This is a genomic window from Pseudomonas sp. 5C2, assembly GCF_034314155.1.
GTDB lineage: Bacteria > Pseudomonadota > Gammaproteobacteria > Pseudomonadales > Pseudomonadaceae > Aquipseudomonas.
The window spans coordinates 378,435-400,487 of the sequence record NZ_JAVIWH010000003.1; the positions used below are offsets into that span (position 1 = coordinate 378,435).

A 22,053-nucleotide genomic window follows, 5' to 3' on the forward strand; every position below is an offset into this window, starting at 1 on the left:
AGGTTCAGACGTCTACAAGCCGCCCGTCGCCTGAAACCCCACGCCCAGCACGGTCAGCAGCGACAGCGGTAAAAGCAGGGTGTCGAGCAACGCGCTGGCGGGCAGGTCCACGCCTGGATAGCTCGGTGCCTCGGCACCGAAACGATCCATCTCGCAGCAACCACCCTGTATCGCATACCAATCCAGACGCGCACCCGAATACACAACGGGGGCCCCAGGTTTGGCGGCATCAAGCGTTCGAGCCGTGGCACACCCAGTCAGCTGTAGCACCAACAGGGTCAACAGCAGGCGCTTATTCATCTGCACTCAGGTGATGCTCGCCCCAGCGCGGCAACATGTCTTGAGGGATATTCAGCACATTGAGAATCCGCGCGACAACAAAGTCGATCAGATCATCAATGGTTTGCGGCTGATGATAGAAACCCGGTGACGCCGGCAGAATCACCGCACCCATGTTCGACAGTTTGAGCATGTTCTCCAGATGGATACTGGAAAACGGCGCCTCACGCGGCACCAGAATCAATTGGCGACGCTCCTTCAACGTCACATCCGCCGCACGCTCGATCAGGTTGTTGCAGGCCCCGGTCGCAATCGCCGACAAGGTGCCCGTGGAACAGGGCACCACCACCATCGCGCTGGGCGAACCCGAGCCAGAGGCCACGGGCGACATCCAGTCTTCCTTGCCATACACCCGAATCTGTCCCGCCGCTGCGCCGGTGTACTCGGTCAGAAACGCTTGCATCATCAGGGTTTTCGGCGGCAGCGAGACATCGGTCTCGGTGGCCAACACCAACTGGGCCGCCTTGGAAATCAGGAAGTGCACTTCCCTGTCTTCACGCACCAGACAGTCGAGCAGGCGCAACCCATACTGCGCGCCAGAAGCACCGGTCATCGCCAGGGTGACGCGTTCCGGGCCACTCATTTCAACGCCTCAGCCAACTTTCCGTGCAAGCCGCCGAAGCCGCCGTTACTCATAATGACGACCTGTGTACCCGGTTTAGCCAGGTTTTTCACCTGGGCGATGATCGCCTCAAGGGAGTCGCAAACCACCGAAGGCACCGTGCACAATGCAGCAGTGGCGGCCAGGTCCCAGCCCAGATTGGCCGGCGCGTACCAGATCGCCTGATCAGCCTGACGCACACTTTCCGGCAAGCCGTCGCGGTGCGCACCGAGCTTCATGGAATTGGAGCGCGGCTCGATAATCGCGATCACCGGCGCATCGCCAACGTGTTTGCGCAGGCCATCAAGGGTGGTGGCAATCGCAGTCGGATGATGAGCAAAGTCATCATAGATAGTGATGCCGTTGACCTCCGCGACCTTTTCCATGCGGCGTTTGACGCTTTTGAACAAGCCCAGCGCTTCGATACCTTGCTTCGGCACCACGCCAACATGCCGCGCGGCCGCCAGAGTGGCCAACGCGTTGGCTACGTTATGCTGACCGGTCATGTCCCACTCGACCACGCCCTGAACTACGCCTTCAAAGGTGACTTCGAAACGCGAGCCGTCATCGCTGAGCAGACGCGCCTGCCATTGACCGCCCTCACCGGTGGTTTGTACCGGCGTCCAGCAGCCCATTTGAATCACTCGCAGCAACGCCGGCTCGGTGGTCGGATGGATCACCAGGCCTTCGCTTGGGATAGTTCGCACCAAGTGGTGGAACTGCCGTTCGATGGCTGGCAGATCGGGGAAGATGTCGGCGTGATCGAACTCCAGGTTGTTCAGAATCGCAGTACGCGGACGGTAATGGACAAATTTTGAGCGCTTGTCGAAGAAGGCGCTGTCGTACTCGTCAGCCTCGACGACAAAAAACGGGGTCTCGCCCACACGCGCCGACACGGCAAAATTCTGCGGTACACCGCCGATCAAGAAACCGGGGCTCATGCCAGCATGTTCCAGCACCCAGGCGAGCATGCTGCTGGTCGTCGTCTTGCCATGCGTTCCGGCAACGGCCAATACCCAGCGCCCTTGCAGCACGTGATCGGCCAGCCATTGCGGGCCGGAAACATAAGGCAGGCCTTTGTTCAGCACGTACTCTACCGCCGGGTTGCCTCGCGACAGCGCGTTGCCAATAACCACCAGATCCGGCGCAGGGTCAAGCTGTGCCGCGTCGTAGCCTTGGGTCAACTCAATGCCCTGAGCCTGCAACTGCGTGCTCATCGGCGGGTAGACATTGGCGTCCGAACCGGTGACCCGATGGCCCAACTCTTTGGCGAGTACCGCCAGCGAACCCATGAAAGTACCGCAAATACCGAGAATATGAATATGCATGATCGACCTCGTAAACTATGGGCGCAGGTTAGCGTAGAGGGCGACAAATCACACCTCGAGTTTAAAATCCGGATTTGTTGCTCCCACAGCCGTACAAGGAGCTGACTTGTCTGCGAAACGATCGACCCGCTGTTTGGCCTAACGCGCGATCCCGTGCTTGCGCAATTTCCGGTACAGCGTATTTCGGCTGACCCCCAACTGTTCGGCGGTGTGGGTCATGTGCCAGCGCTGGGCGTCCAGGGCTGACAGCAGGGCGATGCGCTCGGCGTCGTCCAGCGGGTGTTCGCCCATCAGTGCAAGAGCCGGCGCGGATGCGCTTTGCCGAATGGCGAGCGGCAATTCATCGAAGCCAATGTGCTGGTCATCGCACAGTGCCGCCAAGGTGCGCAGGACATTGCGCAATTGCCGCAGGTTGCCCGGCCAGGCGAAGTCCAGCAGCGCCTGGCGGGCGTCCGCGTCGAGGATCACGGTCTCGCCGCCCGCCTCTTCTTCCAGAAGAAAATCCAGCAACTGCGATTTGTCGCTGCGCTCGCGCAACGGCGGCAACGCGATCTCCAGGCCGTTCAAACGGTAATAAAGATCTTCGCGAAAGCTGGCATCGGCCACGCGCTCCAGCAAGTTGCGGTGAGTCGCGCTGATGATCCGTACATTTACCGCTTGCGGCTCACCCCCCAAGGGCACCACCAAACGGTCTTCCAGCACCCGCAACAGCCGGGTTTGCAGCGCCAGCGGCATGTCACCGATTTCATCGAGAAACAACGTACCGCCATCGGCCTGTTGCAGCTTGCCGCGCATGCCTTCCTTGCGCGCACCGGTAAAGCTGCCACCGCGATAGCCGAACAGTTCACTTTCGATCAGGCTTTCGGGAATCGCCGCACAATTAAGCGCGATGAACGGTTTATCGCCGCGCACGCTGGCTTGATGCACTGCTTTGGCAAAAGCTTCTTTGCCGGAACCTGTTTCGCCATTAATCAGCAAAGGCACATCGCGTTCGAAAACCCGCAGTGCGCGACGGAAATCATTCTGCAGCGCTGCATCGCCCAGGCAGATCCCACTCAAGCGCGGCGGCGCCCCCGTCGGGCTGACCGGCAACGCTGTCGGCACGCTATGCGGTTGGCTGCGCAGTCGTGCAAATAAGCGTCGGCCTTCGCGGGTACGCAACGGCCAACTGGCACTGGCCTCAACACTGGCACGGCCGAGCAACTCATCCAGTGAGCAATCGAACACGCTCTCGACTGATTGCCCGAGCAAACCACCGCGCCCGAGGCCCAGCAGGTTCAAGGCACTCTGATTGACCGCACTGACCCGCCCCTCATCATCGAACGCCAGCAACCCCTCGCTGAACAAACCGGCGGACTCGACCTGCACGTGAAAACGCAACAGCCACTGATTGTCGAAGTGGCGCAGGAAATAGCAGCTCTCGATCATCTTTGCCGACAAATTGACCAGGGCCATGGTGTGGAACTGGCTTTGCCGGGACACGTCATGGCGTGCAGACGAGACGTCCAGCACCGCCAGCAAGTCGCCATGAGGGTCGAAAACCGGACTGGCCGAGCAGGTCAGCCCGGTGTGGCGTCCGCGAAAATGCTCCTCCTGATGAATGGTCAGGGACTGGCGTTCGACCAGGCAGGTGCCGATGCCGTTAGTGCCTTCACAGGCTTCGCTCCAGTCGGCGCCCAACCAGAGCCCGGCGCGTTCGAATATCTTGCGTTCAGTAGGGGCGGTCACGCAGTTGAGGATCACCCCACGCGCATCAGTCAATAAAATTGCATGCCCGGCACCCGACAACTGCTGGTGCAGGCTGGTCATTTCGCCACCGGCAATGCTCAGCACTTGCTGCATGCGCTCACGGCTTTCCAGCAAACGGTCGTGCTCAAGGACAGTCGGCGCAATGGCCAGTGCGGGGTCGAGATGATAGTCCTCAAGACAACGCAACCAGGACCGCGCAATGGAAGGATCGCTGCCCGGCCCGCGCAACTGCGCTTTGCCTTGGGTGACCGTCAGCACTTGTCGAGCGTGCCGTGTCAGGTGATTGCTGTGCACTTTTTATTATTCTCCTTTTTTGCGGTGCTTTTGCGGAGGTGCAGCCCAGCATCCTCCTCGCGACACGGCATTGCAATGTCGACCAAACCGATGAGTCACGCGCTGTACCGATAGCGGTACAAAGTGTCACATCCTCCGTATCGGATACGCGACAACACTGGCGCTTTGCCCTCACGAAAACCGCCGAAAGCCTTATAAACCGTGCCGTACAGGGCGCTGGCCCGACCTTTGCTCTACGCTTAAGGTAAGCGCTACAGCGCGTCTTCCCCTATAAACACAAAAGTCAGGAGACACTCACCATGCGTTACGCCCATCCCGGTACTGAAGGCTCTATCGTCACCTTCAAAAATCGTTACGGTAACTACATCGGTGGCGAGTTTGTGCCGCCGGTCAAAGGCCAATATTTCGAAAACACGTCGCCGATCACCGGCAAGCTGATCGCTGAATTCCCACGCTCCAGCGCCGAAGATATCGAAAAAGCCCTGGATGCCGCCCATGCCGCTGCCGCTGCATGGGGCGCAACCTCGGTGCAGGCGCGTTCGCTGGTGCTGCTGAAGATCGCCGACCGCATCGAAGCAAACTTGGAGCTGCTGGCCGTCACTGAAACCTGGGACAACGGCAAAGCCGTTCGTGAAACCCTGAATGCCGACATCCCGCTGGCCGCCGATCACTTCCGCTACTTCGCTGGCTGTTTGCGCGCTCAGGAAGGCAGCGCTGCCGAAATCGACGGCAACACCGTGGCTTATCACATCCATGAGCCGCTGGGTGTGGTCGGGCAAATCATCCCGTGGAACTTCCCACTGCTGATGGCGGCCTGGAAACTCGCGCCGGCCTTGGCTGCAGGTAACTGCGTAGTGCTCAAACCTGCCGAACAAACCCCACTGGGTATCAGCGTGCTGATGGAGTTGATCGGTGATCTGCTGCCACCCGGCGTATTGAACGTGGTGCAGGGTTATGGCCGCGAGGCTGGCGAAGCGCTGGCCAGCAGCAAACGCATCGCCAAAATCGCCTTTACCGGCTCGACGCCCGTGGGCTCGCACATCATGAAACTGGCGGCGGAAAACATCATTCCGTCCACCGTGGAGCTGGGTGGCAAGTCGCCGAACATCTTCTTCGAAGACATCATGCAAGCCGAGCCCGAGTTCATCGATAAAGCTGCTGAAGGCTTGGTGCTGGCGTTCTTCAATCAGGGCGAAGTCTGCACCTGCCCGTCGCGGGCACTGGTGCAAGAGTCGATTTACCCGGAGTTCATCAAAGCAGTGATGAAAAAGGTCGGGCAGATCAAACGCGGCGACCCGCTGGACACCGACTGCATGGTCGGCGCTCAGGCGTCGGAGCAGCAATTCGACAAGATTCTCTCGTACCTGGAAATCGCCAAGGGCGAAGGCGCCGAGCTGCTGACTGGAGGCCAGGTGGAAAAGCTCAGCGGCGACCTGTCCACCGGTTACTACATCCAGCCGACCCTGCTCAAAGGCAATAATCAGATGCGGGTGTTCCAGGAAGAAATTTTCGGCCCAGTGGTCAGCATCACCACGTTCAAGGACGAAGCCGAAGCCGTGGCCATCGCCAACGATACCCAGTTCGGTCTGGGCGCTGGCGTATGGACCCGTGACATCAACCGCGCCTACCGAGTCGGCCGTGCCCTCAAGGCTGGCCGCGTGTGGACCAACTGCTACCACCTGTATCCGGCGCACGCGGCATTCGGCGGCTACAAAAAATCCGGCGTCGGCCGCGAAACCCACAAAGTGGCTCTTGAGCACTATCAACAGACAAAAAACCTGTTGGTGAGCTACGACACCAATCCGCTGGGTTTCTTCTAACCCCTTAGCCTCTCGTCAGACCTTCTCCCCGTGCCAGTTGCGGCGTAATCCGCAACTGGCACGGGGGTTGCGTGCGTGCTGTACCCATTACTGAAAGTCCATCAATCGAACAATAAAAATACACGCGAGGACTTATGACTTCTACAACACAGCTCAAACCGACACTCGGGACCCTGCATTTATGGGGCATCGCTGTTGGCCTGGTGATCTCCGGCGAATACTTTGGCTGGAGTTACGGCTGGGGCGCGGCGGGTACGCTGGGTTTCCTGATCACCACGTTGATCGTGGCTACGATGTACACCTGTTTCATCTTCAGCTTCACTGAATTGACCACCGCCATTCCTCACGCGGGCGGCCCCTTTGCCTACAGTCGACGGGCCTTCGGTGAAAAAGCCGGACTGATTGCCGGGATCGCCACGCTGATCGAGTTCGTCTTCGCCCCACCCGCCATTGCCATGGCAATCGGCGCTTACCTGAACGTGCAGTTCCCGGAACTGGACCCGAAACACGCGGCGGTTGGCGCCTATTTCGTGTTCATGACCCTGAATATCCTTGGCGTCAGCATCGCGGCCACCTTTGAACTGGTGGTGACTGTTTTGGCGGTTGCCGAGCTGTTGGTGTTCATGGGCGTGGTTGCGCCGGGCTTCAGCTTCAGTAACTTCGCGCTCAACGGCTGGTCCGGCTCCGACACGTTTACCATTGCGTCTGTGCCCGGTATTTTCGCCGCCATTCCTTTTGCGATCTGGTTTTTCCTCGCCATCGAAGGCGCGGCCATGGCTGCTGAAGAAGCCAAAGACCCGAAACGGACAATCCCCAAGGCCTATGTCAGCGGCATTCTGACCCTGGTGTTCCTGGCCATCGGGGTGATGGTGATGGCAGGCGGCGTGGGCGACTGGCGGCAACTGTCGAACATCAACGATCCGCTGCCGCAGGCGATGAAAGCGGTGGTCGGCACGAACTCCAGCTGGATGCACATGCTGGTGTGGATTGGCCTGTTCGGCCTGGTAGCAAGCTTTCACGGGATCATCCTTGGCTACTCGCGGCAGTTCTTCGCCCTGGCTCGCGCCGGTTACTTGCCCAAAGGCCTGGCCAAACTCTCGCGCTTCCAGACACCGCACCGCGCCATTCTGGCAGGCGGCGTGGTCGGCATTGCCGCAATCTACAGCGACGGCCTGGTCAACCTGCAAGGCATGACCCTGACCGCTGCCATGATCACCATGTCGGTGTTCGGCGCCATCGTGATGTACATCATCAGCATGCTTAGCCTGTTCAAACTGCGCAAAACCGAACCGCTGCTGGAACGCACTTTCCGCGCGCCCGGTTACCCGATCGTGCCCGGCATCGCCCTGCTGCTGGCGCTGGTGTGCCTGGTGGCAATGGCCTGGTTCAACGCGCTTATCGGCTTGATCTTCCTTGGCTTCATGGTTGTAGGCTTCATCTACTTCCAACTGACCGCCAAGCAGCGTTCCGATGCGCCGGCTGATGCGATGCTCACCGGTATATAAGTTGCACCTGTGCCGGGCTTGCGTCCGGCACAGGCCCTATTAAGGTGCAGGCCCGGCGCTTTAGAGTGATCAGGTCCGTAGAACCACAGGAGGACTCCGTCCATGGCTGCTTTTGCCCATACCGTCGGCGCCCAGACCTACCGTTTCGACAGCCTCAAGGACGTCATGGCCAAGGCCAGCCCCGCGCGCTCCGGCGATTTCCTCGCGGGCGTTGCGGCGCTCAATGATGGCGAGCGTGTGGCCGCGCAGATGGCACTGGCCGACATCCCGCTCAAGCACTTCCTTGAAGAAGCCCTGATCCCTTACGAAGACGATGAAGTCACCCGACTGATCATCGACACCCACGATAAACAGGCGTTTGCCGTCGTCAGCCACCTCACGGTCGGCGGCCTGCGCGACTGGCTGCTCAGCGATCACGCCAACGAAGACAGCCTGCGCGCCCTCGCCCCCGGCCTGACCCCGGAAATGGCGGCGGCCGTGTCGAAGATCATGCGCGTGCAGGATCTGGTGCTGGTGGCGCAGAAAATTCGTGTCGTCACCCGTTTTCGCGGGACGATGGGCTTGCGCGGACGTCTGTCGACACGACTGCAACCCAATCACCCCACTGACGAACCGGCCGGGATTGCCGCGAGCATCCTCGACGGGCTGCTGTACGGCAATGGCGATGCCATGATCGGCATCAACCCGGCCACCGACAGCACGTCATCGATCTGCACACTCTTGGAAATGCTCGACGCGATCATCCAGCGCTATGACATCCCGACTCAAGCCTGCGTGCTGACCCATGTCACCACCTCGATCGAAGTGATCAATCGCGGCGTGCCGCTGGATCTGGTGTTCCAGTCCATCGCCGGCACCGAAGCGGCCAACGCCAGTTTCGGCATCAATTTGAATCTACTGCAGGAAGGTTATGAAGCGGGCCTGAGCCTCAACCGCGGGACCCTCGGGCACAACCTGATGTATTTCGAAACCGGCCAAGGCAGCGCCTTGTCGGCCAACGCCCACCACGGCATCGATCAGCAGACCTGCGAAACCCGCGCCTACGCCGTGGCCCGACATTTCAATCCGTTCCTGGTGAACACCGTGGTCGGCTTTATCGGCCCCGAATACCTGTACAACGGCAAACAGATCATCCGTGCCGGTCTTGAAGATCACTTCTGCGGCAAGTTGCTCGGCGTGCCAATGGGCTGTGACATCTGCTACACCAACCATGCAGAAGCCGATCAAGACGACATGGACACCCTGCTAACGTTGCTGGGGGTGGCCGGGATCAACTTCATCATGGGCATCCCCGGCTCCGACGACATCATGCTCAACTACCAGACCACCTCGTTTCACGATGCCCTGTATGCCCGGCAGACCTTGGGCCTGAGGCCCGCCCCGGAATTCGAGGCATGGCTGGCAAACATGGGCATCTTTACCCAGACCGATGGCCGCGTGCGTTTCGGCGACAACCTGCCGCCGGCCTTCCGCCACGCCCTGGCACATTTAGGATGAGTGAGCTGCCCATGGCCGAGCTACCCATAAATGGACTGCCTGAAGAGCAGGCCGCTTTACCCACCGACAGCCAGAACCCGTGGCTGGAGCTACGCCGCCTTACGCCCGCGCGGATCGCCCTAGGGCGCACCGGCACCAGCCTGCCCACCCGTGCGCAGCTGGATTTTCAGTACGCACATGCTCAAGCCCGCGATGCCGTGCACTTGCCATTCGATCACGCAGGGCTCCGCGCCCAAATGGCCGAACGCGGGCGCGACACCCTGCTGCTGCACAGCGCGGCGCTCGACCGTCACAGCTACCTGCAACGCCCTGACCTGGGCCGACGCTTAAACGAAGCCTCCGCTCAACAGCTGCGCGACTATGCCCTGGCCCACCCCGGCGGCGTCGATCTGGCCGTGGTGATCGCCGACGGCCTGTCAGCGCTGGCCGTCCATCGACATGCCCTGCCGTTTCTGGCGCGGATGGAAGAACAGACTTTGTCCGAAGGCTGGTCACTGTCTCCGGTGATTCTGGTAGAGCAGGGCCGAGTGGCGGTGGCCGACGAAATCGGCGAGCTGCTCGGGGCAAAAATGGTAGTGATCCTGATCGGCGAACGCCCTGGGCTCAGCTCGCCGGACAGCCTGGGCCTGTATTTCACCTATGGCCCGAAAGTCGGCCTGACCGATGCCTATCGCAACTGCATTTCCAATGTTCGCCTGGAGGGTTTGAGCTACGGCATGGCCGCTCACCGCCTGCTTTACTTGATGCGTGAAGCCTGTCGACGCCAGCTTTCAGGGGTCAATCTAAAGGATGAAGCCCAACTTCACACCCTGGAATCGGATGCACCACTCCCGGTGAGCAGTAACTTCCTGCTGGCGAAGCCCAAAGACTGACGGTCATTGGATTGCGCTTTCTAAATGCTTTAGGCAGCATCGAAAACGACTGGCTGAGCGACCCGTTCGCTGTCATCCCCCATTGTGAAGTTGAGGCCCAACGTATGCGGATCATTCAAGCCACCCTGGAGCACCTGGACCTGCTGAGCCCGCTATTCGTCAAATACCGCGAATTTTACGGCGAGCTGCCTTTCCCCGACTCCTCCCGCGCCTTTCTGGAAAAGCGTCTGCGCCGCAAAGAGTCGGTGATTTACCTGGCATTGCCCGATGACGACGACAGCAAGCTGCTTGGCTTCTGCCAGCTTTACCCAAGTTTCTCGTCGCTGTCGCTCAAGCGCGTGTGGATTCTCAACGACATCTACGTCGCCGAAGAGGCTCGCCGCCAGTTGGTCGCCGACCATCTGATCAAGAAAGCAAAAAAAATGGCCAAGGAAACCCACGCGGTGCGCATGCGCGTTTCCACCAACAGCAACAATGACGTGGCGCAGAAAGTCTACGAGTCCATTGGATTCAAAGAAGATACGCAGTTCAAGAACTACGTATTGCCTATCAACGAGGATTGACTCACGCCCATTTACCGACAGGAAATCGCCCACAGATCCGGCGGGCGATTGCCTACGAACAAACTGATACGGTCTGACCGGTCGGCAACCGCTCCTCCTCCCCGCTTAAAAAACATTCTATTGACATACTTCGCGACAAACTGATCGGGCATTAGAGGGTTGCCCCCCTATAATGCTGCCCATATCGCCTCAGCATTCCCCTTAGCACACGACCCAGAATCTGGTCATTTACACAGGTGCCGTACATGGACTTCAACCCGATCGACATTATTTTGCATCTCGACGTATACCTCGACATGCTCGTAACCAACTACGGCGTCTGGATCTACGCGATCCTGTTTCTCGTCATCTTCTGCGAGACAGGGTTAGTGGTCATGCCATTCCTGCCCGGTGACTCATTACTGTTCATCGCTGGCGCGGTTGCCGCCGGTGGTGGCATGGACCCGGTCCTGCTCGCTGGCCTGCTGATGCTGGCGGCAATTCTCGGTGACAGCACTAACTACGTGATCGGCCGAACAGCAGGCGAAAAACTGTTCAGCAACCCGAACTCGAAAATTTTCCGGCGCGACTACCTGCAACAAACTCATGACTTCTATGATCGCCATGGCGGCAAAACCGTAACGCTGGCGCGCTTCCTGCCCATTATCCGCACCTTTGCCCCCTTTGTTGCAGGCGTGGCCAAGATGCCCTACCCGCGGTTTTTCGGTTTTAGCGTACTGGGCACTGTCGCCTGGGTTGGCGGGCTGGTCACCCTGGGTTACTTCTTCGGCAACGTACCGTTCATCAAGAAGAACCTGTCGTTGCTCGTAGTCGCTATCATTCTGCTATCACTGATGCCGATGATCATCGGCCTGGTACGTGGCCGTCTGGCCCGTTCAGCTGCTGCGCGCTGATACTTGATGTGGTCGCTTGGCTCATGGCACAGGCAGCGGATACTCGACCAGCATCCGGTCGATCAACAGGTCTGGAATCGCGTCCGGCAACGGCTGGCGATTCTCGACGGGTTAAATGCCGAGGAGGATCAGCGCCTGCGCGAACGCAGCGTGCTGTTCCTTCAGGACAAGCACTTGACCGCCCTGCCCGGCGTAGAACTGGACGACGAGCAACGTCTGTTTCTCGCCGCTCAGGCACAATTGCCGCTGCTCAACCTTGATGAGTTGAACTGGTATCAGGGCTTCCATGAGCTGGTGCTGTACCCGGACGACTTCATCAGCCCGCAACGTCATCGCGACAGCAACGGCGTCGAGCATGAATGGAACGGCAAACACAGCGGCGAGGCCTGGTCCCAGGGGCCGGTAATCCTGGCATGGCCGGGGGTGTTGTCCAGCGGGGGCTGGCACGCCTACAACCTGGTTATCCATGAACTGGCGCATAAACTCGACATGCTCGATGGCGCCGCCAATGGGGTGCCGCCGCTGCACAGCGACATGCGCGGCAGCGACTGGGCCAGCGTCATGCAAACGGCTTATGACGACCTGAACCGACAACTGGAACACCACCCGCACGCCCAACCGACCATCGATCCGTACGCCGCAGAAAACCCCGCAGAATTCTTCGCCGTCACCAGCGAGTACTTCTTCAGCGCACCGAACCTGTTGATCGCAGCCTATCCAGCCGTCTATGAACAGCTAAAAGCCTTCTACCGACAAGACCCCCTGGCACGCCTGCGGCAACTTCGCCATGACCATCCCGCCTACAAGACCCACTACTAAGGTCTAGGGGCCAATCGCCATGCGTGGCAACCGGCTCTGAGTATGCCTATAATCGCCACCACTTTTTGGTCGATTCGACCAAAGCCTGACTGGTCAACTACGGGGGCAACGCCCAATGAGCTACAGCAAGATTCCGGCTGGTAAAGACCTGCCGAACGACATCTACGTCGCGATCGAAATTCCGGCCAACCACGCGCCGATCAAATACGAAATCGACAAAGAAACCGATTGCCTGTTCGTTGACCGTTTCATGGCCACCCCCATGTTCTACCCGGCCAACTACGGTTTCATTCCTAACACCCTGGCTGACGACGGTGACCCCCTCGACGTGCTGGTCGTAACCCCTTACCCGGTTACGCCAGGCTCGGTTATCCGCGCCCGTCCGGTCGGCATCCTGCACATGACAGACGACGGCGGCGGCGATGCCAAAGTCATCGCAGTCCCGCACGACAAACTGTCCCAGCTGTACGTCGACGTCAAAGAATACACCGACCTGCCTCCCCTGCTGCTTGAGCAAATCAAGCACTTCTTCGAGAACTACAAAGATCTCGAAAAAGGCAAATGGGTGAAGATCGAAGGTTGGGGTGATGCAGAAGCAGCCCGCACTGAAATCATGAAGTCGGTTGCTGCCTTCAAAGGCTGATCGACGACGGTTGCTGCGTCAGTAGCACCGTGAAAGAGCCTTGGCTTCTTGATGTGAAGCCAGGGCTTTTTTTCGCCTCGAACTTCTGTTGTTTACCTGTCACGAAACACTGATGGAAACCCCCTACAAAGCACCGCCACGCCTGTAGTACGCGCACTCATTTGGTGATTTGACGCACCGCTCATTTGAACACCTCGTTTATTTAAACAAGCTCGTGACCTCCGTAAACTCGGTGCTTATGAAGACATCAGGTGATCGCTTACGCGCCCTCCTTCGGGAGTGCCATCTCTCAGCCACGGACTTTGCCGCCAATCGCAAAGTGACGCCGCAGCACGTGAACAACTGGTTCAAGCGAGGCATCCCCATGGCCCGACTGGTGGAAGTGGCTGAATTATTGACCGTCAACCCCCAGTGGCTGCGCTCGGGTGATGGGTCCAAACACCCGAGAGAACGCACCGAGAACACCTATAACAACAGCACTTCAGTTGCCATCCGGGCCGACGCCCCCCAGTCCTCCGAAGACGTAAGCGTGCCATTGCTCAAGGAAATCGCATCCACCCTCGGCCCTGGACGAACCGTCGTCGCCGAAGCCCCCGACCAAAAAGTCCGCCTATCACTGCACACCCTGCAAGCCATGAACATCGACCCCAGCAACGCCGTGTGTGCCGCGATCATCGGCAACAGCATGGCCGAGACAATCCAGGACGGCTCGATCATCGGCATAGACCGCGGAACGACACAAGTCATCGACGGCGAAATGTACGCCCTCGAACATGACGGCATGCTCCGCGTGAAATACCTCTATCGCTTGCCCTGCGGCGCCATGCGCCTACGCAGCCATAACAGCGCCGAATACCCGGACGAGTTTTTTAGCGCCGAACAAATCAAGAAACAGAATATTCGGGTCATGGGCTGGGTATTTTGGTGGTCAACATTAAACACCCGTCGACGAACGGCATCGTTTCGGTAATCACGCTAAACAGCGTGTTCACGATTGAGCGAGAAACTACCTCCTCGATCACGCTCCAGGCGCAGAACGAGAATGATCTATCCAAACGCTGGGCATCAGGCACTAACCCAAGTATCCTACGCGCCTCGTTTTAGACGCCCCGAACGATACGTTCGCGTCGCCCCCCATTCAGTCGCCCCCGTTGCGGGTCGCACATTTTGAAGGCGGTTGCGGTTTACCAAAAATAAACCAAAACCGTCCCCGAGAAGCCGGCCACAAGCCGGCTTTTTTATTGTCCGAAATAATCCTATCCCATCCGGGAATCCTGCCGATAGCCTAGCTATGACGGGCGTTTCAAGCATCACCCTGTCCGATGGTGTTCAACGCCATTCGACGTCATCCGAAGATGAAGTGGGGGGACAGGTGGGGGGACAAAAGGGACGACAGGGAAATTCAATGGGTAAGCTGAATCCGAAACAAGTAGAAAATCTGACCGAACCCGGCACCTACGAAGATGGTGATGGGCTTCGCTTGGTCGTCAAACCTACCGGGCGTAAATCCTGGCTACTTCGCTTCCAATTGGCAGGCCGTCGTAGGGAGATGGGCTTGGGCTCATTTCCTGAAGTGAGTCTCAAGAAAGCCAGACAAGAAGCCAGTGCTAAACGAAGCCAGTTGAGCGATGGTGTAGACCCCTTAGCCGCTCGCGACATTGAACGCGTTGCGCAACGCGAAGCTCAGCGAGCCAGTGAAGCAAAGCAGCTGAAGTTCGAGACACTCGCAAAAGATTACTGCGAAGCCCACGGGGGCAGTTGGTCAGAGAAGTGGCGAAAAGGCTGGCTGCGGAAGCTGGAGCTGTATGCGTTTACTCACATTGGCAAGCTCTCAGCCGAGGAGATCGGGACGCCCCAGGTGCTCAAGGTGCTGCAACCAATCTGGGCCACTAAGACCAGAACCGCCGATGAAGTACGTGGGCAAATTGAACAGGTTCTGGATGCAGCCAAGGCACGCAACCTACGAGAGGGTGAAAACCCGGCTCGCTGGCGTGGGCACTTAGACAATCTGTTGAGTCGTGCTGAAAAAAAGAAAGCTCGGAAGCGCGAGCACTTTGAAGCTTTACGGTGGCAGGACGTACCGGCACTGATGGTCAAGCTCCGCGCAAACAGCACGCCAGCGTCGTGGGCTGCTCAACTACTGATCATGACCAGCGCACGCGCACACATGGTGAGATTTGCTCGTTGGGACGAGTTTGATCTGGAGGCTGGCACTTGGTCTCTGCCATATGAACGTATGAAAATGCGAGTGGCCTTTGTCGTCCCGCTTACCGATGAGGTGGTGAAACTGGTTCAAACCATTCCACAGGTTGCAGGAAGCCCCTATCTATTCCCAGGCCAGGGCAAGACCGGGGTGATGCACGCAAACGCCATACGCACGCTCTTACATGGAATGGAATACGAACACATCACTCGACACGGCTTTCGCTCGTCATTTCGTGATTGGGCAAGTGAATGCACGCACTATCCACGTGAGGTTTGTGAAATGGCGTTAGCGCATGACGAACGTGATCAGACTGAGGGCGCGTACTCTCGCTCCGATTTTCTCGACAAGCGACGGGCACTCATGACCGATTGGGCTAAGTTTATATGCTCGGAGCTACTAAACTCTGAACAAGCATACCAGCCAAATACCATTACTAGGGAATAGCAAGCCATATCAGCGCAGATTCAGGCATGAATCCAACAACCTCAAAAAAACCAAAACCCAGAGAAGACAATGTCCGAATACGTGATCCGTGAAGCGAAAACTCCAGATTTGACAAAATTTACCGTCTTACTAAACGATATACAAATCGACGGAAACATTCACAATCTTCTTAGCAAGCTTAGCGATCTAAATGAAAGAGTCTTCGGAGAAGATAATACCAACATTCAGTTCAAGGATATTGCTGACCGCATAGACTCCGGAAAAATAGATAGAATGCATACAGTCGACACTCGCTCCTACTTTAATCCCGAAATTAAAGAGTAAAATACAGAACTGACAAACTCCATTATACTAGCCAATACTTACACTTACATAGCAATAAAGCTTAAAGAAAACAACAGCATTATGATGGCTTGGAATGCCGTTTCAGAGGCGCGCCATCATGTCGGATATTGTTATGGTATTTGTGATTCTTTAGTACGAACCACTGCTGAGCGCGCAAGTAAAGGCGGCCAAGCAAACGCAAAGAAAAAAAGCGATTTCAAAAAAAATGTCATACACGCTTTGCAATCCCTCCCACCCCAAAAAAGCTGCAAAACACCAAGTGTGATTGCAAAAAAAATAGCTCAAAACTTAATTAACTCACCTCATCAGCTAAAGGGCACGCAAGCCGAGATCATGATTAGTTTAATATCTAAAATATGGAACATGATCGAAGAGGACAAAGAGGTAAAATCAGCATTTAACGTCCAACCATCGAAGGACCAAAAAAGCTCACTCAGCCACACCTAAAGAGGACCTCCTACAGAACAACACACATCAACCACAGAAGTCACCTTGCCGCGAAGCGCCACCTACAGGGCGCCCCCTAACTGAACTTCTGAAATTTAACATGATAAAGCCAAGTTTCAGAAGGTCTTACACAGCTCTACGTATTGAGTTCCATTTCCACTGAAAAACCTTACTCTATTTTGCATATGCAACCTCTCCAAAGCCTTGTCCAGACGTTTTTTACCCCTCAGCTTGTTGGGACCATATTGAAGGATACGATTTCTACTTAGTCGGCAGTCACTTCTTTCCCTATCTAATAGCAGCCACTCCTCTAACGCCATCGCATCTAGCTCTTCTTCCGTCTTGGGTAAAAATAGATAATAGAATTCATCAGAGCACCAAAGGCAAAAATCCACTGCAAACTTAAGCGTATCACACGACACACTCCCCCCAAACCCTTCAAAACAATGTAAGAGAGCGGCCACTCTAGCAATATTATCCGCTAGCTTTGAGGCGTGATCCCCCATTTGATGGAATCGCCCTTCAACTTTAATGTTAGACTCAATAGCGTTATACACGTCCAACCACATTTCGCCAGCTTCCGGCGAGAAGCTAATAATTTTTCGCTTTCGACAAGACACCTCCAATAAGTCCGAGCTCAGCTCAAGAAACTCAGCCAATCGTGCAGAAAACTTATTGCGACATCCCCAAGAAACAGTTTCATTTTTAAGAAACCTAGTACCTTGCGTCGATCTTGGGTTGCAAACTAAAAATCTAGCCCAGAGACCTGAACCACGCGACTTCTCCCCAGCCCTCTTGATATACTCATCGAACGCACTTCTTTGCGACATTATCGATACAGTTAGACGCGCCCCAACAACCTCATAACTTTCAGCCGTTTTTCTATCAACAGTTATGGAGTCCCCACTCCAAATGGCATTATGCTTAGACAAGTCGGTTAACGCCCGACCGTTGAGCACCCCTCCCCCCTCACTCGACACTAATCCAGCCGACGGAAAATTCTGATGAATCCCTAGAAATAGAGCTTCAGAGGTAGAATCCTCGTATAAAATCTTAAGTTGCTTTGGTTTTGACGGCCGAGCCTTTCCATGCTCAATCAATCGACGCTCAGCATCTTCTGAACACTCTTCATCACGAGTGAGTTTTGCTATTTCCTTAAGTCTTACTTTATACTTTACATCCCATATTTTCGAGTTGGATTCCCATTCCTTTAACTCGGACTGATATTCAAGGCCTTTCCTTTTTTGGAAATCCCGAATCGCCCCAAAGAAATTATTTTCTGCCGTTGACTTCCGCTCCCCCGAATCCGCAATAGACAACAGCATTAGCGACGTCGGAACGCATTGCCCGTTTGGCTTACGGACATCAAAAAGCCCCTGAACACCGATGGCAATCGTAGCCAGGGCCCCGAAAAAAATTAGCGATCGTGGAGCCTGGATGTTGTTTTCAGCCTCATCTATAGCAGCCTTCAAGATCGGAAAGCATGCAAATGACGGGAAAGGCTCTCCAGTTTTCCGCAGCACTTGTCCCCGATAACGGTCAGAGCTCATTGCTCTCCCCTCCGTAAAACCTCTACGCCAGCTACTACTCTTGAATCAATCCAACGGCAGATATCCGACTCGATCCAACCAATAGCGCCCCTAGCGCCTATCGAGAGCTTTATAGGACGTGGAAACGCGGGGTTATATCGTGGCGAACATGGATTCATCCAGTCATAGACCGTCGACCGCCCCACCCCTAGGCGATCTTGCAGTTTCTTCAAACGCAAGACCCGAATGACCGCCTTACCATCACCCTCCCGGCCCAAAAACTTACGAGCTTTGTCAACGTCAATTACACGCATCGCACCACACTCCTGCTACAAGTTCGAGATGACGTAATGCTATCTAGATGTTTTTTTCATTTGAACGCACCCGCATTCATTATTTCTTACCGCAAGCGCTACCCTTGAAATGAAACAAAAAATATGACAGACAAAACCTCAGAAAATTGCCTTTATTCACCCGGCAATCACCTTTCCCTCTGCTATTTCCGCTATTCGTAGCGGAAATAGCAGAGGACTGATGCCTGTGATCCAAAAAATTGCTGCTACACCCTTACCGTTTTTCACGTCATGAGACCCAGCGCCATCGAACCATACTCAAAATAATCTCAGTCATACATCACGCCCCTGCATCCATCCGCATTAAGCATCACATCCCAGACTCAGTAGCTCACCACTCAGGTAGGTCGCATACGCGACCTGCTTGATGGGCTCTATGCCCGTGCAATGACTTCACATCCCAACTCTCTCGGCAGGAAACCTGTACATGACCACTCAATGCCCACGCTGTCACTCCACCGCTGTCATCACCAAGGATTTAGCCAGGAAAGTCAGCGCCCTCATCGGGACCGTCGGTGGCGCCGCCCAAGGAGTCACCGGCGCCATAGCCGGTGCCGAGGTGGGCGCTGTCATCGGACTCATTGCCGGCCCCGCTGGTAGCGCGGCAGGCGGGATCGCCGGGGCCATCCTCGGCGGATTAGCCGGTGCGGCGACCGGCTGCATCGCGGGCGCCAAACTCGGCGAAGTCATCGATGAGCGGGTTTTGGACAATTACACTTGTCTCGACTGCGGACTGTCGTTTAGCGACCGTCATTCCGCTTGAACTGCTCATCTCCCGCTTGACGCTGACACTGCCCATCTGATCCATCGCTACCCCCCTCACGGTCAACACCCCGCACGCCGACTGATCCCTGCTGAGCACTCAGCGGCTTCGCCGTGCGCAAATGAAAAGGAAGCTCTCCATGGCACACCTCGTTGAACAAATGGCTTACGTCGGTACAACGCCCTGGCATGGCCTGGGCAATCAGCTCTCGCCCAAACAACCACTGGAAGTCTGGCAACAAGAAGCCGGCATGAACTGGCAGATCCAGGAGTCACCTGTGCGCTTCATGGCTGATTCGGTCGGCCATCTCGGCACCATCCATTCGTTTCCCGAACAGAAGGTGCTCTACCGTTCGGATAATAAGGAAGCCCTGTCAGTCGTCTCGCAACGCTACCAAGTGGTCCAGCCGCGTGAGGTCCTAGAGTTTTACCGGGATCTGACCGAGCGTTCGGGTTATGAGCTGGAAACCGCCGGCGTGCTGAAGGGCGGGCGCAAACTCTGGGCGCTGGCGCGGACCGGACAGTCGACCGCCCTCAAAGGCAATGACGTGGTGAATGGCTATTTGCTGCTGGCAACTTCCTGTGACGGTACGTTGGCTACCACGGCAACACCGACCACCATTCGCGTGGTCTGCAACAACACCCTGACGATTGCGGTCAATGGCGCCAGCCAGGCGATCAAGGTCCCGCACAGCACCCGTTTCAATCCACAAGCCGTTAAACAGCAGTTGGGCATCACCGTTTCCCAGTGGGACGACTTCATGTACCGCATGCGCACACTCGCCGCACGTCCAGTGAAAGCCCATGAAGCAAAGGACTATCTACTGAGCGTGCTGTGTGAAGCCCAAACGGGTAACCCAGAGCGGACCGGCACCTCGAATGAACGAGCCTTAACCAAGGTACTGAGTATGTATGACGGTCATGGTCGAGGGGCGGAACTGGAAGCGGCCAAGGGCACGGCTTGGGGCTTGCTCAACGCGGTCACCGAGTATGTCGACCACGAGCGCCGCGCTCGCAGCAACGAATACCGCATGGACACCGCCTGGTTCGGCCAAGGTGCCGCCATCAAACAACGAGCGCTCAACACCGCCCTGCAACTGGTGACCTGAAGAGTTCACAGCATAAAGGGAGGCTCATGCCTCCCTCGTGCAACGCGTTATCTCAGTGGTTAACCCTTTCACGGAGCTCCACCATGCCCCTACGCTGCCTGATCCGCGAGTCAAAGGCTGTACTGTCCAAGGAGGCCGCCAACGCGGCAGTCTTGCTCATCGGAACCATTGATAGTTTTCTGCTCGGCGTTCGCCAGGCACACATCCAGGATTCTGGAATCGACTCGGAAATCAAACATGAAAACCTGCTCATGCAGTTGCTTGACCTGATCGGCGAGAGCGTTTCCAGCGCGACATCTGGCTACACCGCCATGACGGCCTTTGCCATGGATGTGCAGAAATATCAGTTCAGCCACTATGACTATCTCTGCTTACGCTGTGGGGCCAAGTTCGATCATGCCTTTCCTAGGCGTTCGGCCAGGCGCTCAACCAGATCGAGGATCAGCTGTCGATCATCATGACTCAGAGGGGTTAATAACCGACTGATCCGGTTGGCCTGGTCGCCCGGACGCGAACTCGCCTCGGTCAACAGTTCTGCCGCCTCGCAGTCAAAAATCCCTGCGAACTCCAGCAAGCGCCCAATGTTGGGAATCACGATACCGCGCTCAATGCGGGAAACGGCTTCGTTGCCGATTCCCAGACGCTCGGCCACTTCCTCCTGCGTCAAGCCACTGCGAATGCGTTGCTTGGCAATCGCACGGCCCACAACACCCGCCAAATACTTCTGATCAGTCTCTTTCACAACGCCCCCCATCTCGACCTAGATGGTTGGGCATCGCCTCATTGACATGAAGAACTCAAAAGGTTGAAAATCACCCTTAAAGGTTGCTTGTCATTCATTTATACCCACAGTAAAAAAAAGGAATTTTTCATGCTGGAAATGAAAGGCAGTTACCAATGGTTTTACGAAGAAAAAGGCGAACGTAAAAGAGGGATGGATACGCAGCAGATCATCTGCGCTCATTCAGAACGGCAAGCTGATCTATGGCGGCTTGGTCTGGAGGAACGGAATGCCAGGCTGGGTACGGATCGAAAAGATGGAACTAGGACACCACCTGGCAGTGCTCTCACCACCGCCACTAACAGGAGCTGGTGTCAGCAACACCCTCGCCTGGCTGCTGGCTTTCGCACCTATCATCGGTTATCTGCTGGAGGCGTTTGTCGCCAGCCTGATGGGTAACAGTGGGGCGCAATTGAATCACGCCTTGGCAGACAACCGTTACTGGTACGTCAGCCTGATCCTGAACATCTCATTGTCTCTATTCGATGAAATGCGCCTGAAGCAAACTGGGCACGACACCAGCCGCTTCAAGAGCTGGGCATTTATCGTACCGGTCTATCTGTACCAACGCGCCAAGATGCTGAATCAAAAACTTGGCGTACTTTATCGTGTGGATAGCCGGTTGGGCACTTACGTTGTTTGTCTGACGCCAGCAAACTAAATGTAGTTTTCGATACAGCCATCTAAACTATTATTATCTCCCTTAAGGATCTCGAATGAAACTTCTAACCAACGCCTCATTGCTCGCCGCGTTCGCGCTGATTTCTGCGTGTGGCCGGAGCGAAACCTCACCCATTGAAGTATCTCTTGGCCAGAGCATGGGCCTCCCTGACGTTTACTTACAAGCCATTACTGACAAAGTAACAATTAAAGGCCTTAAGATAAATCGAGGAAGTTGCATGGGTATGGGCCCAAGTCTGCCAACAGACTTAGTGTTTGGTGAGCGGCGAACAATATCGGCATATGGATGTACTGTGAAAGAAGTCTCAGTTGAAACTGACCATGGAAACTTCACGTATTCTTTCTAGTTTTTTAATATACAGTAAAAAATTCAACCAATGTGCCGACATCCAAGGCAATAGATCAAAAGTTATAACCTAGCGACTTTACTCGCTTAAAAATCAGGTGCTGCCGAAAAGCTCAGGGACTTTACT

23 protein-coding genes are annotated in these 22,053 nt (G+C 56.1%); 15 read left to right on the plus strand and 8 right to left on the minus strand.

The window, feature by feature from the left end:
• Positions 1-12: 12 nt before the first annotated feature.
• The 4 genes from RGU44_RS16500 to RGU44_RS16515 all read right to left on the minus strand — a co-directional run bounded on the left by RGU44_RS16500 (position 13) and on the right by RGU44_RS16515 (position 4,311).
• Positions 13-300, minus strand: a complete 288-nt coding sequence (locus tag RGU44_RS16500; protein WP_322182202.1) for a YceK/YidQ family lipoprotein — start codon at positions 298-300, stop codon at positions 13-15.
• Positions 293-922: a flavin prenyltransferase UbiX gene (gene ubiX, locus RGU44_RS16505; RefSeq protein WP_322182205.1), complete on the minus strand. Its 630-nt coding sequence runs from the start codon at positions 920-922 to the stop codon at positions 293-295. The genes RGU44_RS16500 and ubiX overlap by 8 nt, the downstream gene beginning before the upstream one ends.
• The gene (gene mpl, locus RGU44_RS16510) at positions 919-2,268 is read right to left on the minus strand and encodes a UDP-N-acetylmuramate:L-alanyl-gamma-D-glutamyl-meso-diaminopimelate ligase (RefSeq protein WP_322182207.1); all 1,350 of its coding nucleotides are present in this window, start codon (positions 2,266-2,268) and stop codon (positions 919-921) included. Before mpl ends, ubiX begins: the two co-directional genes overlap by 4 nt.
• A 138-nt stretch (positions 2,269-2,406) precedes the next feature.
• Complete coding sequence (locus RGU44_RS16515; RefSeq protein ID WP_322182209.1) at positions 2,407-4,311, minus strand: sigma-54-dependent Fis family transcriptional regulator; 1,905 nt, start codon at positions 4,309-4,311, stop codon at positions 2,407-2,409.
• 299 nt (positions 4,312-4,610) lie between these two features.
• Between RGU44_RS16515 and RGU44_RS16520 the strand changes: the two genes are divergently transcribed.
• From RGU44_RS16520 to RGU44_RS16575, 12 genes are all read left to right on the plus strand, one after another.
• Positions 4,611-6,131, plus strand: a complete 1,521-nt coding sequence (locus tag RGU44_RS16520; protein ID WP_322182211.1) for an aldehyde dehydrogenase family protein — start codon at positions 4,611-4,613, stop codon at positions 6,129-6,131.
• Positions 6,132-6,265: 134 nt separating this feature from the next.
• Positions 6,266-7,636, plus strand: a complete 1,371-nt coding sequence (eat, locus tag RGU44_RS16525) for an ethanolamine permease (RefSeq protein WP_322182215.1) — start codon at positions 6,266-6,268, stop codon at positions 7,634-7,636.
• Between the two features lie 102 nt (positions 7,637-7,738).
• On the plus strand, positions 7,739-9,133 hold the full coding sequence (locus tag RGU44_RS16530; protein WP_322182218.1) for an ethanolamine ammonia-lyase subunit EutB: 1,395 nt from the start codon (positions 7,739-7,741) through the stop codon (positions 9,131-9,133).
• 11 nt (positions 9,134-9,144) lie between these two features.
• Complete coding sequence (gene eutC / locus RGU44_RS16535) at positions 9,145-10,005, plus strand: ethanolamine ammonia-lyase subunit EutC (protein ID WP_322278459.1); 861 nt, start codon at positions 9,145-9,147, stop codon at positions 10,003-10,005.
• Between the two features lie 104 nt (positions 10,006-10,109).
• A complete protein-coding gene (locus RGU44_RS16540; protein ID WP_322182886.1) occupies positions 10,110-10,568 on the plus strand; it encodes a GNAT family N-acetyltransferase in 459 nt (152 codons plus the stop codon).
• Positions 10,569-10,813: 245 nt separating this feature from the next.
• Entirely contained in the window at positions 10,814-11,461 is a 648-nt protein-coding gene (locus RGU44_RS16545; protein WP_322182220.1) for a DedA family protein, read from the plus strand.
• A 6-nt stretch (positions 11,462-11,467) separates the two neighbouring features.
• Positions 11,468-12,280, plus strand: a complete 813-nt coding sequence (locus RGU44_RS16550) for a M90 family metallopeptidase (RefSeq protein WP_322182222.1) — start codon at positions 11,468-11,470, stop codon at positions 12,278-12,280.
• Between the two features lie 115 nt (positions 12,281-12,395).
• Positions 12,396-12,923 (plus strand): inorganic diphosphatase, encoded by a 528-nt coding sequence (gene ppa, locus RGU44_RS16555; protein WP_219062705.1) that lies wholly within the window; start codon positions 12,396-12,398, stop codon positions 12,921-12,923.
• Between the two features lie 238 nt (positions 12,924-13,161).
• Complete coding sequence (locus tag RGU44_RS16560) at positions 13,162-13,893, plus strand: helix-turn-helix transcriptional regulator (RefSeq protein ID WP_322218131.1); 732 nt, start codon at positions 13,162-13,164, stop codon at positions 13,891-13,893.
• Between the two features lie 435 nt (positions 13,894-14,328).
• A complete protein-coding gene (locus RGU44_RS16565) occupies positions 14,329-15,573 on the plus strand; it encodes a tyrosine-type recombinase/integrase (protein WP_322218132.1) in 1,245 nt (414 codons plus the stop codon).
• A 69-nt stretch (positions 15,574-15,642) separates the two neighbouring features.
• On the plus strand, positions 15,643-15,897 hold the full coding sequence (locus RGU44_RS16570; protein WP_322218134.1) for a hypothetical protein: 255 nt from the start codon (positions 15,643-15,645) through the stop codon (positions 15,895-15,897).
• Positions 15,898-15,978: 81 nt separating this feature from the next.
• Positions 15,979-16,365, plus strand: coding sequence for a hypothetical protein (locus tag RGU44_RS16575; protein ID WP_322218135.1), 387 nt, complete (start codon positions 15,979-15,981; stop codon positions 16,363-16,365).
• Positions 16,366-16,481: 116 nt separating this feature from the next.
• Here RGU44_RS16575 and RGU44_RS16580 read toward each other — a convergent pair whose 3' ends face one another.
• Positions 16,482-17,915 (minus strand): YfjI family protein, encoded by a 1,434-nt coding sequence (locus RGU44_RS16580; protein ID WP_322218138.1) that lies wholly within the window; start codon positions 17,913-17,915, stop codon positions 16,482-16,484.
• A complete protein-coding gene (locus RGU44_RS16585; protein ID WP_322218141.1) occupies positions 17,912-18,208 on the minus strand; it encodes a helix-turn-helix transcriptional regulator in 297 nt (98 codons plus the stop codon). Before RGU44_RS16585 ends, RGU44_RS16580 begins: the two co-directional genes overlap by 4 nt.
• 466 nt (positions 18,209-18,674) lie before the next feature.
• Between RGU44_RS16585 and RGU44_RS16590 the strand changes: the two genes are divergently transcribed.
• A complete protein-coding gene (locus RGU44_RS16590; RefSeq protein ID WP_322218144.1) occupies positions 18,675-19,010 on the plus strand; it encodes a hypothetical protein in 336 nt (111 codons plus the stop codon).
• 139 nt (positions 19,011-19,149) lie between these two features.
• Complete coding sequence (locus tag RGU44_RS16595; RefSeq protein WP_322218146.1) at positions 19,150-20,118, plus strand: DUF932 domain-containing protein; 969 nt, start codon at positions 19,150-19,152, stop codon at positions 20,116-20,118.
• 110 nt (positions 20,119-20,228) lie between these two features.
• On the opposite strand, the gene RGU44_RS16600 is transcribed toward RGU44_RS16595, so the two are convergent.
• Together RGU44_RS16600 and RGU44_RS16605 are read right to left on the minus strand one after the other, a co-directional pair.
• Positions 20,229-20,474, minus strand: coding sequence for a hypothetical protein (locus tag RGU44_RS16600; protein WP_322218147.1), 246 nt, complete (start codon positions 20,472-20,474; stop codon positions 20,229-20,231).
• Between the two features lie 38 nt (positions 20,475-20,512).
• Positions 20,513-20,860, minus strand: coding sequence for a helix-turn-helix transcriptional regulator (locus RGU44_RS16605; protein WP_322218150.1), 348 nt, complete (start codon positions 20,858-20,860; stop codon positions 20,513-20,515).
• A gap of 268 nt (positions 20,861-21,128) precedes the next feature.
• Between RGU44_RS16605 and RGU44_RS16610 the strand changes: the two genes are divergently transcribed.
• Positions 21,129-21,560: a DUF4339 domain-containing protein gene (locus RGU44_RS16610; RefSeq protein WP_322218153.1), complete on the plus strand. Its 432-nt coding sequence runs from the start codon at positions 21,129-21,131 to the stop codon at positions 21,558-21,560.
• The last annotated feature ends 493 nt before the right edge of the window (positions 21,561-22,053 follow it).